16 protein-coding genes are annotated in these 16,911 nt (G+C 69.8%); 13 read left to right on the forward strand and 3 right to left on the reverse strand.

The genetic code is table 11. The features are described 5' to 3' along the window. The coding region (locus F3J10_RS27880) for a BadF/BadG/BcrA/BcrD ATPase family protein (protein ID WP_167243462.1) at positions 1–814 on the reverse strand (814 nt) is incomplete at its 3' end. 143 nt (positions 815–957) lie between these two features. Between F3J10_RS27880 and F3J10_RS27885 the strand changes: the two genes are divergently transcribed. Continuing rightward, complete coding sequence (locus F3J10_RS27885; protein ID WP_167243463.1) at positions 958–1,650, forward strand: DNA-3-methyladenine glycosylase I; 693 nt, start codon at positions 958–960, stop codon at positions 1,648–1,650. A 115-nt stretch (positions 1,651–1,765) separates the two neighbouring features. Here the strand turns inward: F3J10_RS27885 and rpsU are convergent, their stop codons facing one another. Further along, positions 1,766–1,978 carry a 30S ribosomal protein S21 gene (gene rpsU, locus F3J10_RS27890; RefSeq protein WP_006401410.1) on the reverse strand — a complete coding sequence of 71 codons (213 nt, stop codon included), beginning with the start codon at positions 1,976–1,978 and terminating at the stop codon, positions 1,766–1,768. Between the two features lie 606 nt (positions 1,979–2,584). Between rpsU and F3J10_RS27895 the strand changes: the two genes are divergently transcribed. From F3J10_RS27895 to F3J10_RS27950, 12 genes are all read left to right on the forward strand, one after another. Beyond that, complete coding sequence (locus F3J10_RS27895; RefSeq protein WP_166914095.1) at positions 2,585–3,739, forward strand: flagellin; 1,155 nt, start codon at positions 2,585–2,587, stop codon at positions 3,737–3,739. A gap of 224 nt (positions 3,740–3,963) precedes the next feature. After that, complete coding sequence (fliD, locus tag F3J10_RS27900) at positions 3,964–5,520, forward strand: flagellar filament capping protein FliD (protein ID WP_167233908.1); 1,557 nt, start codon at positions 3,964–3,966, stop codon at positions 5,518–5,520. Positions 5,521–5,545: 25 nt separating this feature from the next. Next, the gene (locus tag F3J10_RS27905; RefSeq protein ID WP_096749911.1) at positions 5,546–5,851 is read left to right on the forward strand and encodes a flagellar protein FliT; all 306 of its coding nucleotides are present in this window, start codon (positions 5,546–5,548) and stop codon (positions 5,849–5,851) included. Between the two features lie 243 nt (positions 5,852–6,094). Continuing rightward, positions 6,095–8,548, forward strand: coding sequence for a tetratricopeptide repeat protein (locus F3J10_RS27910; protein WP_167243464.1), 2,454 nt, complete (start codon positions 6,095–6,097; stop codon positions 8,546–8,548). Then, positions 8,545–9,693, forward strand: a complete 1,149-nt coding sequence (vioA, locus tag F3J10_RS27915) for a dTDP-4-amino-4,6-dideoxy-D-glucose aminotransferase VioA (RefSeq protein WP_025100006.1) — start codon at positions 8,545–8,547, stop codon at positions 9,691–9,693. The genes F3J10_RS27910 and vioA overlap by 4 nt, the downstream gene beginning before the upstream one ends. After that, entirely contained in the window at positions 9,690–10,721 is a 1,032-nt protein-coding gene (locus F3J10_RS27920) for a ketoacyl-ACP synthase III (RefSeq protein WP_167243465.1), read from the forward strand. Before vioA ends, F3J10_RS27920 begins: the two co-directional genes overlap by 4 nt. 11 nt (positions 10,722–10,732) lie before the next feature. Beyond that, a complete protein-coding gene (locus F3J10_RS27925) occupies positions 10,733–10,954 on the forward strand; it encodes an acyl carrier protein (RefSeq protein ID WP_013696259.1) in 222 nt (73 codons plus the stop codon). A 2-nt stretch (positions 10,955–10,956) separates the two neighbouring features. Further along, complete coding sequence (locus tag F3J10_RS27930) at positions 10,957–12,018, forward strand: ketoacyl-ACP synthase III (protein ID WP_025100008.1); 1,062 nt, start codon at positions 10,957–10,959, stop codon at positions 12,016–12,018. Beyond that, a complete protein-coding gene (locus F3J10_RS27935; protein ID WP_036048611.1) occupies positions 12,015–12,779 on the forward strand; it encodes an SDR family oxidoreductase in 765 nt (254 codons plus the stop codon). The genes F3J10_RS27930 and F3J10_RS27935 overlap by 4 nt, the downstream gene beginning before the upstream one ends. After that, positions 12,779–13,453 (forward strand): acetyltransferase, encoded by a 675-nt coding sequence (locus tag F3J10_RS27940; protein ID WP_166914088.1) that lies wholly within the window; start codon positions 12,779–12,781, stop codon positions 13,451–13,453. The genes F3J10_RS27935 and F3J10_RS27940 overlap by 1 nt, the downstream gene beginning before the upstream one ends. Before the next feature lie 11 nt (positions 13,454–13,464). Further along, on the forward strand, positions 13,465–14,565 hold the full coding sequence (locus F3J10_RS27945; protein WP_167234546.1) for a Rieske 2Fe-2S domain-containing protein: 1,101 nt from the start codon (positions 13,465–13,467) through the stop codon (positions 14,563–14,565). A gap of 67 nt (positions 14,566–14,632) precedes the next feature. Further along, a complete protein-coding gene (locus F3J10_RS27950; protein ID WP_013696254.1) occupies positions 14,633–15,256 on the forward strand; it encodes a LysE family translocator in 624 nt (207 codons plus the stop codon). A gap of 95 nt (positions 15,257–15,351) precedes the next feature. On the opposite strand, the gene F3J10_RS27955 is transcribed toward F3J10_RS27950, so the two are convergent. Further along, positions 15,352–16,911 (reverse strand): acid phosphatase (locus tag F3J10_RS27955; protein WP_167243466.1); only part of this gene is annotated, 1,560 nt, incomplete at its 5' end.

Here is a 16,911-nt window from a genome sequence, read left to right on the forward strand (position 1 = left end):
TCGGCGCGCGCAGCCGCGCGCGATGCGCGGCCGGCACGGCCGCCTCGAGGGGCCCGGCCAGCCCGCCGCAAAGGGCGACCGGCAAGGCCCCGGCCGGATCGAGCGCCTCGATCATGCGCCCGATCGCCTCGCCCGCCTCGGCCAGCAGGCGCTGCGCCACCGGGTGGGCGCGATGCGCGAACACCACCGGCGCGAGCCTGGCATAAGCGGTCTGGTTCGCCGCGCAGGACCACACCACCAGGCTGTCTCGATCGGCGGCGCCGGTCAGCGCCAGCAAGGCTTCGGCGAAGGCGTCGCGCGGCGCGCGGCCGTCCAGCGCCTGCTGCGCATGCGCGAGCGCGCGCAGCCCGAACCAGGCGCCGCTCGCCTCGTCGCCGGACGGAAAGCCGTAGCCGCCCGCGATCCGGCAGACGCCATCGGCATCGAGCGCGGCCGCGATGCTGCCGGTGCCGAGCGCGACGATCACGCCGGCCTCGCCGCCGTGCGCGCCCAGCACCGTGGTGTAGGCATCGCTCTCGATCGCCAGCGCCGCCACCGGCGCGGCCTCGACGAAGGCGCGCAGCCAGCCGGCGTGGTTGCTGCCGGCCAGCCCGCAACCCAGCACGCAGCCGCGCCAGTCGAGGGCGAGCCCGGCCTGCGCGAAGGCCTCGGCGCAGGCCTCGCCGATCGAGCGCCAGGCGCCGTCGATGCCGAGCGCCAGGCCCGAGGGGCCGCCGGTGCCGCGCCCGAGCTCGCGCCCCCGCGCATCGGCCAGCACCGCGCGCGTGCCGGTGCCGCCGCCGTCGATGCCGATCAGGTAGGTGGGCTCAGTCATCGGGAAATTCTCTCCGGAAGGTGCGACGGGAATGATCATGAACCGGGAGCTTAACCGCATCGTCGCGCCGCGTGCCGCTTCGGCTATGCTGACGGCGGCCCGCGAACGGGCGGACCGACAGGCGAGACGAGGAGAATCGATCGATGGGCGAACGCTGCAACTGGGTCCGCACGGACGCCGATGCGCATTATCACGACACCGAATGGGGCCGGCCCTCGCACGACGAGCGCTACCTGTTCGAGATGCTGATCCTGGAAGGCGCGCAGGCCGGGCTGTCCTGGTCGACGATCCTCAACAAGCGCGAGGCTTATCGTGCCGCCTTCGCCAATTTCGAGGTCGACGAGGTGGCGCGCTTCACGCCCGCGCGGCTCGAGAAACTGCTGCTGGACCCGGGCATCGTGCGCCATCGCGGCAAGATCGAGTCGGTCGTCACCAATGCCCTCGCGGTGCAGCGGATTCGTGCCGAGCATGGCTCGCTGGCGGCCTTCCTGTGGTCCTTCGTCGACGGCAAGCCGAGGCTGAACGGCTGGGATTCGTATCGCGACGCGCCGGCCTCGACCGAGACATCCGACGCGCTGAGCAAGGCGCTCAAGCGCCATGGCTGCAAGTTCGTCGGCTCGACCATCTGCTACGCGCTGATGCAGGCGATCGGCATGGTCAACGACCACGAATTCGGCTGCCCGTGCCGGGATGAGTGCGCGAAGCTCGGCGCCGCGCCAGGCAAGCCGGCGGGCGCCGCGAAGCGGGCGGCGGCCAGGGCCGCCGCGGCAAAACCTGCAGCCACGGTGAAATCCGCTCCGACCAAACGCACCGCGGCGAAAAAATCGGCGGCCTGAGCTTGGGGCGCCACAGCCCGGCGCCATCCCGCCATCCTGTATTCGCCGCCCCAAAGCAAAACGGCGGTGCCCCTCGCGAAAGGGGCACCGCCGTCCGGATACGGACCTGGGAAGCTTAGTGGAGCTTCTTCGGCAGCATCTGGCTGCGCAGGCGCTTGTGCAGGCGCTTCACGGCCGCGGCCTTCTTGCGCTTGCGCACGGCAGTCGGCTTCTCGTACGACTGGCGCTCACGCAGCTCAGCGATCAGGCCGTTCTTTTCGATCGCGCGGCGGAAGCGGCGGATCGCTACTTCGAACGGCTCGTTTTCCTTCAGAAGAATCGTCGTCATGTCGTTCCTAAATTGCTTGATACGGTCAAAAACGTAGCGGCCAAGCGCCACGCACCGGCCTTCCGGGCGTTCCCACGAACTGGCGAAACGAGCGGGTTTTGTGGCCTCGGAGGCCGGAAAAGAGAGGCGGAATGCACCGCGAAACGCTCGGCAACCTGCAACCGGCGCCGCGTTTGACTGCCAGCTTGGACATGCCGAAAACGGCAGAGGCTTGACAGAAATCTCAATTCAGCCCGCCATGCTAGCAGGTAAACATTCGTTCGGCTAGGTGTTTACGACTTTGCCGGGGTGGCGCCGTATCCGAATAACCACGAGGACAATCACGGCAGGGCGCCGCGATGCCCGCCCGGGCGCCCTGCCCTACATCCGGCCCTCGATCCCCCGCACCCGCAATCCCGCGCCCGAGACGGCTTTCATCGCTACCACTGGAAATCGTCGAGGCGGGAGCGAAAATCCCGGAAAAATCGATCCACATCGAAAACTCCCCCTCAAGTTTTTTTTCGGCCCGCCGAAATCCTGCTCTGAGGCGGCCAGCAATGAACGAGTGCACCGCCGATGCCCACGTTGGCTTGTTTAAAGGCTCTCGGCTCACTTAGGAGAATTTCCATGCTCGGAATCAATACCAACATCAACTCGCTGGTCGCTCAGCAGAACCTGAACGGCTCGCAAAGCGCTCTGTCGCAAGCCATCACCCGCCTGTCCTCGGGCAACCGCATCAACAGCGCGGCCGACGACGCGGCAGGCCTGGCGATCGCCACGCGCATGCAGACGCAGATCAACGGCCTGAACCAGGGCGTGCAGAACACCAACAGCGCGGTCTCGCTGATCCAGACGGCATCGAGCCAGCTGTCGGCCCTGACCACCAGCCTGCAGCGTATCAGCACGCTGGCGACGGAAGCCGCCAACGGCACGCTGTCGCAAAGCGACCAGGTCGCCGCCCAGCAGGAAGTGGCCGACCAGATCGCGGAAGTGAACCGTATCGCTTCGCAGACGAACTTCAACGGCAAGAACCTGCTCGACGGTTCGGCCGGCATCGTCACCTTCCAGGTTGGCGCGAACGTCGGCCAGACGGTCACGCTCGACCTGAGCCAGAGCCTGTCGGCGGCCAAGATCGGTGGCGGCCTGGTGCCGCAAGGCCAGAACGTCGGCACGATCCAGGGCCTGTCGCTCGACGCCAACGGCGCCGCCACGACGGCCGCGCAACCGGCCATCACCTCGGTCAGCGTGCTGTCGGACGGCAAGGGCGGCTTCACCTTCACCGACCAGAACGGCCAGGCACTGAGCTCGACGGCAGTCGGCGCGATCTTCACGACCGGCACGGCAGCGGGCACGGGCACGGCGGTCACGAACCTGACGCTGGCCACCGGCGCGACGAGCGGCATGTCGGCGGCACTGGCCAGCGCGGCAGCCCAGATGGTCACGCAGATCAACGCCGTGAACGCGCCGCCGACCGTCTCGAACCTGTCGATCAGCACCGCCACGGGCGCCAACCAGACGATCTTCTCGGTCGCCAACGCGCTGTCCACCATCAACAACCTGCAAGCCACGCTGGGCGCCACGCAGAACCGTCTGCAAGCCGTCGCGCAAACGCAGCAGGCCAACTCGACCAACCTGTCGTCGGCCCAGTCGCAGATCCAGAGCGCGGACTTCGCGCAGGAAACCGCGAACCTGAGCAAGGCGCAAGTGCTGCAGCAAGCCGGCATCTCGGTGCTCGCGCAAGCGAACTCGCTGCCGCAGCAGGTCCTGAAGCTCCTGCAGTAAGGCTGTCGCGGTACTGCTTTGAAAACCCGGGCCGCGCCTTCATGGGCGGTCCGTTCGTGCGACGGCGCAACCTTCCTCGTGGCCGTCGCGCGCTTTTTGTCCTTACGGTGCAGTGTTTTTCGCCGTACCGTTTTCCCGCGGTTTGCCGTAGCATCCGCCACGATCCGCAACGCCATCAGATTCAGATTCGCCTGCGCCATCGACGGCGCCCACGGAGCCACGCGATGTCCACGATTCCCTCGACCAGCAACAGCAGCTCGAACGCGACCACCAGCACGTCGCAGAGCAGCAACAACGCGCTGAACAGCAACCAGGCGCTGCAGGAAGCTGCCCAGTCGATCATCAGCGGCTCGACCGGCAACACCGGGCTCGACGTCAATACGCTGGTGTCGGCGCTGGTCAACTCGAAGGTCGCCGCCCAGGGCGTGCTGCTGTCGACCTCGATCGCCAACGACAACCTGAAGAACCAGGCCTATGCCAGCCTGCAGAGCGCCCTGTCGACGCTGCAGACCTCGCTCGCCTCGCTGGCCGACGGCTCGCTCGCGCAAACCTACACCGCGACCGCCACCGGCAACGGCCTGACCGCGAGCGCCGGCGTCGGCGCGCAGGCCGGCACCTACCAGGTCACCGTCTCGCAGATCGCCCAGTCGCAATCGCTGTCCTCGCCGGCCTTCGGCGCCACCACCCAGCTCGGCACCGGCAGCCTGACGCTGCAGGTCGGCACCAAGAGCTCGACGATCAACATCAGCTCGTCGAACAACACGCTGGCCGGCATCAAGGACGCGATCAACAACGACCCGAACAATCCCGGCGTGTCCGCCACCATCGTGAACGGCACCGACGGCGCGCACCTGGTGCTGAGCTCGAAGGCCAGCGGCGCGGCCAACACCATCAACGTGACGGCCAACGCCAGCACCGACAACGGCCTGTCGCAGTTGAGCGTCACCTCGACGCCGAGCACCAGCGGCGGCGGCTCGTCGATCCCGTCCACCTCCGGCTGGAGCCAGTCGACGGCCGCGCAGGACGCGCAGTACAAGATCGGCTCGGTCAGCGGCTCGAGCGCGACCAATACCATCACCGGCGCGATCGCCGGCGTCACGCTGAACCTCACGCAGGCCGCGGTCAGCAACCCGCCCGCCGCCCAGACGCTGACCATCGCCGCCGACACCACCACGCAGGCCTCCACCATCACCGCCTTCGTGAAGGCCTACAACACGCTGGTCACGACCTATTCGGCGGTCGGCACCTTCAACAGCAGCAACCCGTCGCAAAGCGGCCCGCTGTTCGGCGATTCGACGCTCAATTCGATCCAGAACCAGCTCTCGGCGATCCTCGGCGGCGGCGTCACCAACAACGGCGCGAGCGCCACGCTCAAGTCGCTGGGCATCACCATCGCCGACGGCACCAACTCGACGCAGCCGGCCGGCACCCTGGTGATCGACCAGGGCGCGCTGACCACCGCGCTGCAGAGCACCAATGCCGCGGCCACGCTGTTCAACGGCACCAACGGCATCGGCGAGCAGCTCAACAAGGCGATCACCAACATCACGGCGCCCAAGGGGATCCTGACCACCAGCGTGAGCTCGGTGCAGAGCGACCTGACCAGCCTCACCTCCCAGCAGACCACGCTGAACGCCTATGCCGCGCAGCTGACCACGCAATACAACACCCAGTTCACCCAGCTGAACACGCTGCTGGCGCAGATGACGACCAACCAGAACTACCTGACCCAGCTGTTTGGCGGCACCAACAGCGCGGGCGCGCTGGCCACCAACAAGTAAGCGGCCCGGGATACGGAGAAGCGACATGGATCAAACCACCCTCGTCAGGCAGGTTCTCGCGATGACGCACGAGATCGACCGGGCGGTGCAGCTGGCCGACTGGGAGGGCGCCGGGCGGCTGGTGGCCGCGCGCGAGCCCTATCTCACCTCGATCCAGGCGCAGCAGTCGCCCGAGGCGATGCTGATGATCCGCGAGATCCAGGCCATCGACGCCGCCACCATGGCCGCCTCGTCGCACGCGCGCGACGAGTTGCAGCACGAATACCGTGCCGCCATGGGCCGGCTCGATTCGGCCAGGCAGTACAACAGCCAGGCCGCGCTGCGCTACTGAGCGGCGGCCGCCGGCGAACCGGCGGCGAACCGGCCGCGATACGGTCAGACCCGAATAATCACAATTCACGCGCACGAGCGCGTGCTCGTTCACCTCAAGGCCCGCCTCGCGCGGGCTGTTTTTTTGGCGCGGACACCGGCAAATCGATGAAATTGACGCCGGTTTACCGGTCAGTTCCACGCTTCGAGCCGCGCTGCCCGGCCGGATAATTTCGATCATCGCTTGTTCCCTCCCGGGTTTGCCATGTCCGAATCGACGCCGTCCGCCAGCCAGATGCCTGATCAACAGTTCGATGCGGATATCGCGCTGGTGCTCGACAGCGCGCTCGCCAGCCATCACCGCGGCGAATTCGCCGAGGCCCGGACGCTCTACGAGCTGATCCTGTCGGCCCACCCGCAGCACGCGGATGCCCGCTACAACCTGGCGGTGCTCAAGGTGCAGACGGGCGAACCGGCCGCGGCCCTGCCCGATTTCGAGGTCGTGCTCGGCCTCTCGCCGCACAACGGGCAGTACTGGGTCAGCTACATCAACGCGCAGATCGAGGCGGGCCGCATCGCGGCAGCCTGGACCATGCTCGGCATGTGCCAGAAATTCGGCGTGCATGGGCCGGCCGTGGACGGGCTGGTCAATCGCCTGTCGCTGTCGGCCGAAGGCAAGGCGGCGATAGTCGGCACCGCGGCGGCCGGGCAGCCAGTGGCGGCGGCCGCCTCGGCCAGCCCCGCCGAGACGCGCACCGTGACCTTCTCGATCTCCACCGCCACGCCGCAGGCGGGCCAGGGCACCGCCCAGGCCGCCGCGCCGGCCGCCCGCGCCGTGCAGGCGCCGATCGCGCGCAAGCCCACCCCGCAGGATGTGAACCGCTTCACCGCGCTCTACAACAAGGGCCGCTTCGAGGAAGCCGCCAAGCTGGCGCGGCAACTCGCGCAGCGCTACCCCGATCACGCCTGGTGCTGGAAATCGCTGGGCAACGCGCTGCACCAGCACGGCGAGTACCTGGCCTCGATCGAGCCGCTGGCCAAGGCCACCGAACTCGATCCCGCCGACGTGCTGATCGGCACGCTCTACGCCGACGTGCTGCGGCTGGCCAATCGCCTCGTCGATTCCGAGCGCGAATCGCGCCGTCTGCTCCAGATCGATCCGGGCTTCGCCGAAACCCACCGCGTGCTGGGCATGAGCCTGCTCGCCCTGGGCCGCATCCAGGAAGCGATCGTGGCCGGCCGGCGCTCGGTCGAGCTGGCGCCGAACTCGCTGCACATGCATGGCTCGCTGGCGGTCGCGCTCAGCGAACTGGGCGCGACCGCCGAGGCCGAGGCCTCGTTCCGCCGCGCCCATGAGATCGCCCCGCGCGACGCCGCGATGCACAGCAACCTGCTGTTCTGCATGACCCACAACCCGGGGCTCGACGCCGAGCGGCTGTACGCCGAGCACCGGCGCTTCGCCGAGATCCACGAGGCTCCGGTGCGCGCGCGCTGGCCGCGCCACGCGAACCAGCGCGACCCGGAACGCCAGTTGCGGATCGGCCTGATCTCGGGCGACCTGTTCAATCACGCGGTGTCGTCCTACCTGATGCCGATTCTCGAGGCGCTGAAGGACGATCCGACGCTGTCGCTGCACGTCTATCACAACCACACCATCGAGGATTCCGTCACCGAGCGCATGCGCGCCTGCGTGCGCAGCTGGACCATGGTGGCCGGCCTGAGCGACGACCGGCTGGTGCAGCGCATCCGCGACGACCGGATCGACATCATGATGGACCTGTCGAACCACACCGGCCGCAACCGGCTGCCCGCGCTCGCGCGCAAGCCGGCGCCGGTGCAGGTCACCTGGCTCGGCTACCCGGGCACCACCGGGCTGGACGCGATCGACTATCACTTCGCGGACCGCTTCGGCGTGCCGTTCGGCGAAATGGAGCGCCAGTACAGCGAGAAGACCGTCCACCTGCCGGCCGGCGGCACCTTCAAGCCCGCCGAGAACGCGCCGCCCGTCAACCTGCTGCCGGCGCTGCACAACGGCTACGTGACCTTCGGCAGCTTCAACCGCCTGAACAAGCTGCGCCACGACGTGATCGCGGTCTGGGCGCGCATCCTGCACGCCGTGCCGGGCTCGCGGATGCGGATCGGCTCGATCCCGCGCGACGGCGGCGTCGACATGCTGCTCGGCTGGTTCAGCGCCGAAGGCATCAGCCACGACCGCCTCGACCTGCAGCCGCGCGCGCCGGCCGCGGTCTACCTGCAGCAGCACCACCATGTCGACTTCTGCCTCGACACCTTCCCCTACACGGGCTCGACCACCGCGCTCAACGCGCTGTGGATGGGCGTGCCGACCCTGACGATCCGCGGCGACACGCTGGCCAGCCGCGCCGGCGCGGTCTGGATGTCCTCGGTCGGGCTCGAGCAGTTCGTCGCCGACGACGCCGACGATTTCGTGGCCCGCGCCATCGCGCTGGCCGGCGACCTGAAGGGCCTGGCCGCGCTGCGCGGCGGCATGCGCGAGCGCTGCCGCCAGTCGGCGGGCTTCCAGCCCGAGCGCGTCGCGCAGGCCGTCTCGGACAGCTTCCGGATCGCCTGGCGGCGCTGGTGCGCCGGCGAGGCACCGATTCCGTTCACCGCGCCCGACCGCGGCTCGCTCGCCACCGCTGCCACCGAGGCCGTGCCGCGCGATGCCGAAGCCGCCGCCCTCACCGGAGAAGCACGATGAATGCCCTGCCGCTGCGCGCCGTCGAACCCGTCGCCGACGAGCGTATCTATGTGACGCAGCCGCATCTCGCGCCGCTCGCCGAATTCCTGCCTTATCTCGAGCAGATCTGGGACAGCAAGGTGCTGACCAACGGCGGCCCGTTCCACCAGCAGCTCGAGAAGGCGCTCTGCGAGTACCTGGGCGTCGAGCACCTGGCGCTGTTCACCAACGGCACGCTGGCGCTGGTCACGGCCCTGCAGGCGCTGCGGATCTCGGGCGAGGTGATCACCACCCCCTATTCCTTCGTCGCCACCGCGCACTCGCTGCTCTGGAACGGCATCAAGCCGGTGTTCGTCGACATCGACCCGCATACGCTGAACATCGACCCGGCCAGGATCGAGGCCGCCATCACGCCGCAGACCACCGCCATCATGCCGGTGCACTGCTACGGCCGGCCCTGCGACGTGGAAGCGATCCGCCGCATCGCCGACAACTACAACCTGAAGGTGATCTACGACGCCGCGCACGCGTTCGGGGTGCATACCGACGCCGGCAGCGTGCTCGGGCACGGCGACCTGTCGGTGCTGAGCTTCCACGCCACCAAGGTGTTCAACACCTTCGAGGGCGGCGCGATCGTCTGCCCCGACGCGAAGACCAAGCAACACATCGACCACTTGAAGAACTTCGGTTTCGTCGACGAGGTGACGGTGGTGGCGGCCGGCATCAACGGCAAGATGAGCGAGATCAACGCGGCCTTCGGCATGCTGCAGCTCAAGCACCTCGACGCGGCGCTCGCCCGTCGCGCGCAGATCGACGCGCGCTACCGCGGGCAACTGGCCGGGGTGCGCGGCATCCGCTGCCTGCCGCCGATCGACGCGAAGCTCGTCAATCACTCGTACTTCCCGATCCTGGTCGACGACGACTACGCGCTCTCGCGCGACGGCCTCTACCAGTTGCTGCGCGATCACGAGATCCACGGGCGCCGCTACTTCTACCCGCTGATCTCGGACTTCCCCAACTACCGCGGGCTGCCCTCGGCGCATCCGGACCGGCTGCCGGTGGCGCGCGACATCTCGCGGCGCGTGCTGTGCCTGCCGATCTACCCGGCGCTGTCCGACGACAACGTCGATCGCGTGGTGAACCTGATCGCCGGAGCCGGTCGATGACCACGCGCGCCGCGCTGCTCGACATCGCCAGCCACCTGCCCGACACGGTGCTGGCCAACGACGAGCTGGCCGCGCTCTATCCGGAATGGCCGGCCGAAAAGATCCTCGCCAAGACGGGGATTCGCGAGCGACGCATCGCGGCCGACGGCGAGACCGCCTCGGACCTCGCCTTCCACGCGGCCCGGCGGCTGTTCGCGCAAGGGCGCGTGAGCGCGGCGCAGGTCGACTTCGTGATCCTCTGCACCCAGGCGCCCGACTACATCCTGCCGGCCTCGGCCTGCCTGCTGCAGCACCGGCTCGGCATCGGCACCCATGCCGGCGCCTTCGACGTCAACCTCGGCTGCTCGGGCTACGTGTATGGCCTGTCGCTCGCCAAGGGCCTGGTCGAGACGGGCGCCGCGCGCTGCGTGCTGCTGCTGACCGCCGACACCTATTCGAAATACCTGCATCCGCTCGACAAGAGCGTGCGCACGCTGTTCGGCGACGGCGCCACCGCCACCGCGATCGGCATCGACCCGCAAGCCGCCGGCGACGGCATCGAGCCGATCGGCCCGTTCGTGTTCGGCACCGACGGGCGCGGCGCGCCGAACCTGATGGTGCGCGCGGGCCTGTTCCGCGAGCCGCGCAGCGCCGACAGCGCGCGCGAGCACGAGGACGCCTCCGGCAACGTGCGCACCGACGAGCATCTCTACATGAACGGCGCCGAGGTGATGGCCTTCTCGCTGGCCGAGGTGCCGCGCGCGGCCGAGCGGCTGCTGGAGCGCGCCGGCCTCGAGCGCGAGGACATCGACTGCTTCGTGCTGCACCAGGCGAACCGCTTCATGCTCGAGGCGCTGCGCAAGAAAATGAAGATCCCCGAGGATCGCTTCCCGATCCTCGTCGAGCACACCGGCAACACGGTGTCGTCGACGCTGCCGCTCGCGCTCGAGCAGTTGCGCGGCGAAGCTCGTCTCGCGCCGGGCACGCGCGCGATGCTGCTCGGATTCGGCGTCGGCTACTCGTGGGCCGGCTGTCTGTTGAACTGTTAGCAGGAAACGCAATGAACGCATTCTACGAAGGGCTCGCGGAAGTCTTCGAAATCGACGCCGCCGAGGTCTCGCCGGCCCTGGTGCTGGCCGACCACAACTGGGATTCGCTGGCGATCGTCTCGACCATCGCGCTGGCCGACGACTGCTTCGGCGTGCTGCTGAACGGCCAGGCGCTCGGCAACTGCCTGACCGTCGCCGATATCGAGGCGCTGGTCCAGGCGCAGAAGGGCTGAGCTTGGACGCGCCGCTCGCCCCGGCCGGCCGCGAACTGCGCGCCGGCGGCGCCCGCCTCGCCGGCGTGGTGTCCTGCCTGCCCGCGCAGGAGCAGTCGAACCAGCCGTTCGTCGAGCGCTTCGGCGAGGCGGCCGTGCGCGACGTGGTCAAGATGATCGGCGTCGAGCGGCGGCGCCGCGCGGCCGAGCACCAGACCACCGCCGACCTGTGCCGCGCGGCCGGCGAGCACCTGCTGCGCGGCCTGGGCTGGCGGCCGGACCAGGTCGATGCGGTGCTGTTCGTGTCGCAGACGCCCGACTACCGGCTGCCGGGCACGGCCTTCGTGCTGCAGGCCGCCTGGGGGCTGCCGGCCGCCTCGATCGCGCTCGACATCAACCTCGGCTGCTCGGCCTACCCGCAGGCGCTCTGGCTCGGCATGAACCTGATCCGCAGCGGCGCGGCGCGGCGCGTGCTGCTGGCGGTGGGCGACACCATCAGCAAGCTGGTCGATCCCGAGGACCGCGCCACCGCGCTGCTGTTCGGCGACGCGGGCACCGTCACCGCGCTGGAGGCCGATCCCGAGGCGGAGGACGCGCATTTCGTGATCGGCGCCGATGGCGGCGGCGTGCCCAACCTGATCGTGCCGGCCGGCGGCTGCCGCGGCACGCCGACCGACGACGCGCGCCTGGTCGGCCGCTCGCCCGACCATCTGTTCATGGACGGCGGCGAGATCTTCAACTTCACGCTCAGGCGCATCCCGCCGCTGGTGGCGCGCACGCTCGAACTGGCCGGCCACGGCGCGCAAGGCCACGATGCCTTCCTGTTCCACCAGGCCAACCTGTTCATGCTCAAGCATCTGGTGAAGAAGGCCGGCTTGCCCGCCGAGCGCGTGCCCATCAACCTGAACGCTTACGGCAATACCAGCTGCGCCTCGATCCCGCTGCTGATGACGACCGAGCTTCGCGAGGCGCTCGCCACGCGCGCCATGCGCCTGGCGATGTTCGGCTTCGGCGTCGGCTATTCCTGGGCTTCGGCCTCCCTGCTGACGGGGCCGCTCGCCGTCGTCGACACCATCGAATCATGACCGTCTTCTCCGAACGCTGCCTCGCGGGCGGCACCTATCTCGTCACCGGCGCCTCGTCGGGACTCGGCCGCGCCGCCGCGCTGGCGATCGCCGGGGCGGGCGCACGCGTGATCGCGGGCGGGCGCGACGCCGAACGGCTGGCCGCCACGCTCGACGCGCTGCCCGGCAACGCTCACGTGGCCGCGGCGCACGCGCTCGACGACGCCGACGTCTGCGCCGACTGGGTCGCCCAGCTCGCCGAGCTGCATGGCCCGCTGCGCGGCGTGTTCCATGCCGCCGGCACCGAGCTGATCCGGCCCGCGCGCATGACCCGGCAGGCCCAGCTCGACGAGACCTTCGGCGCCAGCCTGTTCGCCGCCTTCGGCATCGCGCGCGCGGCGGCCCGCAAGGGCGTGATGGAGGACGGCGCCTCGCTGGTGCTGATGTCCTCGGTGGCGGCCAGCACCGGCCAGGTCGGCATGACCGCCTACTCGGCCGCCAAGGCCGGCATCGAGGGCCTGGTGCGCTCGCTCGCCTGCGAACTCGCGCCGCGCCGGATCCGCGTCAACGCGATCGCCGCGGGCGCGGTGCGCACCGCCATGCACGAACGCCTGACGCGCGGCAGCCCCGACGAGGCCGTGGCCGCCTACGAATCGAGCCACCTGCTCGGCTTCGGCGAGCCCGAGGACGTAGCCGGCGCCGCGCTGTTCCTGCTGTCCGGGGCGAGCCGCTGGATCACCGGCACCGCGCTGGCGGTCGACGGCGGCTACCGGGTGCGCTGATGGACCAGATCCTCGAGCGCGCCGCCCCGCAACCGGCCATCCACGCCGAGCGCTACATCGTCGCCGGCGGCGGCGCCTTCGCCCGCGAGCTGATCAACTGGGCCGAGGACGCCGCCGACGCCGGGCTCGGCCCGCGCGTGACGGGCTTCCTCGACGTCGATCCCGAAGCCTTGTCCGGCTTCGGCTACGCGCTCGACTGGCATGGCGACATCGACGCCTACCAGCCCGCCGAGGGCGACGCGGTGCTGCTCGCGATCGGCGAGCCGCGCGCCAAGGCCGAGGTGGTGGCCCGCCTGGCCGCGCGCGGCGCGCGCTTCGGCTCGCTGCGCCACCCCAGCGCCGTGGTGGCGCGGCGCGCCCGGCTCGGCATCGGCGTGGTGATCTGCCCGAACGCGGTGCTGTCGGCCGATTGCCGGATCGGCGACTTCGCCGCCGTCAACATCCTGTCGAGCGTCGGCCACGACGTGACGCTCGGCGCCTATGCCACGCTCAGTTCGCACGTCGACCTCACCGGCCACGTGGTGGTGGGCGAGCGCGTGTTCTTCGGCTCGGGCGCCCGCGTGCTGCCGCGCGTGACGATCGGCGCCGACGCGCGGATCGGCGCCGGCGCGGTGGTGATGCGCAAGGTGCCCGAGGGCGCGACCATGTACGCGGCCCCCGCGAAACGGCTTTGACAGGTTCGATCATGGATTTCGACCGTGAACTCGTCGCCCGCCACTGGCAGTTGCTCGGCCATCGGCGGGAATTGCCCGCCGACGGCGATTTCGTGCGCTTCGACAGCGCCGCCGGCGAGATCGTGGTATTCAACGACGGCGGCGAGCTGGTCGCGTTCGACAATCGCTGCCCGCATCGCGGCGCGCGCCTCTATCTGGAGGACAGCGGCAACCAGGCCGCCAGCTGCGCCTACCATGGCTGGACCTATCGCCAGGGCCAGCTGATCATCCCGGGGCGCGAGCGCTTCCGCCACTGCCGCATCGAGCAGGCCGCGCTGAACCGCTACGCGCTCGACTGGTGCGGCGACTTCCTGTTCGTCGGCATGCGCCCCGCCACCGACCTGTCGACCCAGCTCGGCGAGTTCGAGCAGCTGGTTGCCGACATCTCGTTCAACATCGACCGGCGCGTCGACCTGAACCGCTACGACTACGGCTGCTACTGGCCGCTCGCGGTCGAGAATGCGCTGGAGCCCTACCATATCGGCGCGGTCCATCCCGGCACGCTCGGCACGCTGGCGCTGGACGACGGCGAGAACCGCTTCCACGGAGCCAACTCCGCCTGGTTCGCGCCGCTGGGCGCGGCGCGCCAGCGCAACCAGCTGGCGAAGCTGCGCCGGCTGTTCGCGATCGACTTCCAGTACGAGGGCTACCTGAGCCTGTACCTGTTCCCGTTCACGATGATCTCGTCGACCTACGGCTACTCGTACTCGCTGCAGCACTTCCTGCCGGCGGGCGGCGGCGCCGATCTCGCGCGCTTCACGAGCCGCCTCTACGCGGCGCCCGCCGTGGGCGCGCAGGCCGATGCGATCGTCGAGCCCTTCCTGGCCTCGACGACGCGCCTCAACCGCCAGGTGTTCGAGGAGGACCACGCGATCTGCCGGCGCCTGCCGCGCGACGCCTGGTCGATGGCGCCGCTCGAATTCGCGGCCGACACCGAGGTCAAGATCGATCACTTCCGCACCGCCTGCCGCGCCTTCGACGCCACGCTGCGGCGCTCCTCGCCGATCGCCTCGGTATCGGCCGTCCCGGCCGCGCCGGCCGAACCGGCCGTCCCGGTGGTCTCGGCGGGCTGAATCGGCGCTTGACAAGCCCGCTCGCGGCATGGATCACTGAGGCCTCCCCTTTCCCGCGGAGCCCAAGATGACCCTCGAAACCTGGCTCGCCTTCGCCGGCGCGAGTCTCCTGCTGGTGATGATTCCCGGCCCGACCATCCTGCTGGTGATCGGCGATTCGCTCGCCAATCGCGAGCGCTCGTCCTGGAGCACGGTGGCCGGCGTGAGCGCCGGCGACACCACCGCGATGGCGGTTTCGCTGGCCGGTGCCGGCGCGCTGCTGGCGGTGTCGTCCACCGCCTTCACCGCGCTCAAGCTGGCCGGCGGCGCCTACCTGATCTGGCTGGGCCTGCGCTCGATCCTGCAGGCGCGCGCCAGCGGCCGGCAGAGCGTGCCGCTCGAACCGAAATCGGCGCGCCGCCGCTTCCTGTCGGCTTACGCCGTCACCGCGCTGAACCCCAAGAGCATCGTGTTCTTCGTCGCCTTCGTGCCGCAGTTCGTCTCGCCGCACCAGAGCTTCGCCTCGCAATGCCTGGTGCTGCTGCCGACCTTCGTCTGCATCGCCACCCTCAACGCCACCTGCTACGCGCGCCTGGCGCGCTACGCGGCCTCGCGGCTGACCGGCGCGGCCGCCCAGCGGCGCTTCGGCTATGGCGGCGGCGCGGTGCTGATCGGCGCCGGCGCGCTGACGCTGCGCATGTCGCATCACTGAGCGCGCGGCGCGCCAAACGAAAGGGCAGCCCTCGCGGGCTGCCCTTTTTTCATGTCGCGTCGCCAGCGCCGGCGACGCGCGGCTCGCGCCGGAACTCAGGCCTGGCCGAGATCGAGCGCGTTGCTCAGGTCGCCCGGCGGCGTCGCGCCGCGCGCGGCGAAGGCGCGATCGCGCGCGGCCACGCCGTCCAGCGGCGCGAGCCCGTGCACGCGGCTGATGAAGCGCAGGATCGAGTTGGTGTCGTAGAAGGTGTGGTCGACATGGCCGCGCCGTGCCAGCGGCGAGATCACCAGTGCCGGGATCCGCGAGCCCGGGCCCCAGCGGTCGCCCTGCGGCGGCGCGACCGGGTCCCACCAGCCGCCGTTCTCGTCGTGGGTCATGATGATCACCGTGTTGGCCCATTGCGGGCCGCGACGGATGTGCTCGATCACCGTCGCGATGTGGCGGTCGCCCGATTCCACGTCGGCGTAGCCGGCATGCATGTTCAGGTTGCCCTGCGGCTTGTAGAAGGTGACCGCCGGCAGCCGGCCGGCGTCGATGTCGGCCAGCAGCCGATTGGTGGAGGGGTCGTCGCCGAGCCCCGCGTCGCGCAGGTGGCGGCGCCGCGCCTCGGTGCCGGGCGCGTAGTTGACGAAGTAGTTGAAGGGCTGATGGTGGTACTGGAAATCCGGCACCATGCCGGTGTCGCGGTGCTCGATCGCGTATTGCCAGGCGCCCGAGTACCAGGCCCAGTCGATGCCCTTCTCCGAGAGCCGGTCGCCGATGGTCGCGTAGCGCTGCGGCGGCAGCACGCGCGGGTTCGACGGATCGGCATAGGCCGGGTTGCCGTCCTCGGGCGGGCGCACGTTGCTGGGCTGGTAGGGCGGCGCCATGGTGTTGACGGCATAGCCGTCGGGCGTGAACAGGCCGTCGTTGACGAACTTCGGCGGACCGTCGAGCGCCGAGGCCGGTGAATCGCCGGCCTGCTTCAGGCGCGTGCCGGCCGGATCGTCACCTTCGACCACCGAGGCCAGGTGCTTGGCCGGGCTGCTGGCGATGTCCGGATAGAACGGCGCCTGCGCCGAGACCAGGAACATGTGGTTCAGCCAGGAGCCGCCGAAGGCGGCCATGAAGAAGTTGTCGCAGAGCGTGTATTCGCGCGCCAGTTGCCAGAGCCGCAGCGTCTCGGCCGAGTTCCGGTAGTGGCCCATCACCAGGCCGCCCGAATCGGCCCAGGCGGCGAACTGGTCGTTGCGCCCGGCGTTGATCTGCATCTGGTTCTGGTAGAAGCGGTGCCAGAGGTCGCGCGTGATCACGCCGTTCGGCAGCGGCTTGCCCTGCGCGTCGGGAATCCGGAACGGCGCGTTCTTCAAGCCCTGGATGTCGCGCTCGGCGATCATGTAGCGCTTGCCGTCCACCTCCTGAGCCTGCGGCACCAGCCCGCCCCAGATCGCCGGCAGCCGCGCCAGCGGCGTGCGTCCGTCGCGGTCGAGCTGGGCGGCGCGCTCGGGCGGCACCGAGGACAGCGGCGTCTGCACGCCGGGGAAGTCGCCGTAGAGATTGGCGAAGCTGCGGTTCTCGGCGTAGATCACCACGATCTGCCGGACCTGCTCGCGCAGCGCGCGATCGGCGCGCAACTCGGCCTCGCTGCGCGGCGGCGTGGCGGCCGCGCCCGG

The sequence above is a fragment of the Burkholderia sp. Cy-637 genome, from assembly GCF_011753175.1.
GTDB lineage: Bacteria > Pseudomonadota > Gammaproteobacteria > Burkholderiales > Burkholderiaceae > Burkholderia > Burkholderia gladioli.

Bases quoted from the DNA above. Each gene is read 5' to 3' on its own strand.
- F3J10_RS27895 (WP_166914095.1), top strand. From the start codon at position 2,585: ATGCTCGGAATCAATACCAACATCAACTCGCTGGTCGCTCAGCAGAAC.
- fliD (WP_167233908.1), top strand. From the start codon at position 3,964: ATGTCCACGATTCCCTCGACCAGCAACAGCAGCTCGAACGCGACCACC.
- F3J10_RS27905 (WP_096749911.1), top strand. From the start codon at position 5,546: ATGGATCAAACCACCCTCGTCAGGCAGGTTCTCGCGATGACGCACGAG.
- F3J10_RS27910 (WP_167243464.1), top strand. From the start codon at position 6,095: ATGTCCGAATCGACGCCGTCCGCCAGCCAGATGCCTGATCAACAGTTC.
- F3J10_RS27920 (WP_167243465.1), top strand. From the start codon at position 9,690: ATGACCACGCGCGCCGCGCTGCTCGACATCGCCAGCCACCTGCCCGAC.
- F3J10_RS27885 (WP_167243463.1), top strand. From the start codon at position 958: ATGGGCGAACGCTGCAACTGGGTCCGCACGGACGCCGATGCGCATTAT.
- F3J10_RS27935 (WP_036048611.1), top strand. From the start codon at position 12,015: ATGACCGTCTTCTCCGAACGCTGCCTCGCGGGCGGCACCTATCTCGTC.
- F3J10_RS27945 (WP_167234546.1), top strand. From the start codon at position 13,465: ATGGATTTCGACCGTGAACTCGTCGCCCGCCACTGGCAGTTGCTCGGC.
- F3J10_RS27940 (WP_166914088.1), top strand. From the start codon at position 12,779: ATGGACCAGATCCTCGAGCGCGCCGCCCCGCAACCGGCCATCCACGCC.
- vioA (WP_025100006.1), top strand. From the start codon at position 8,545: ATGAATGCCCTGCCGCTGCGCGCCGTCGAACCCGTCGCCGACGAGCGT.
- rpsU (WP_006401410.1), bottom strand. From the start codon at position 1,978: ATGACGACGATTCTTCTGAAGGAAAACGAGCCGTTCGAAGTAGCGATC.
- F3J10_RS27950 (WP_013696254.1), top strand. From the start codon at position 14,633: ATGACCCTCGAAACCTGGCTCGCCTTCGCCGGCGCGAGTCTCCTGCTG.
- F3J10_RS27925 (WP_013696259.1), top strand. From the start codon at position 10,733: ATGAACGCATTCTACGAAGGGCTCGCGGAAGTCTTCGAAATCGACGCC.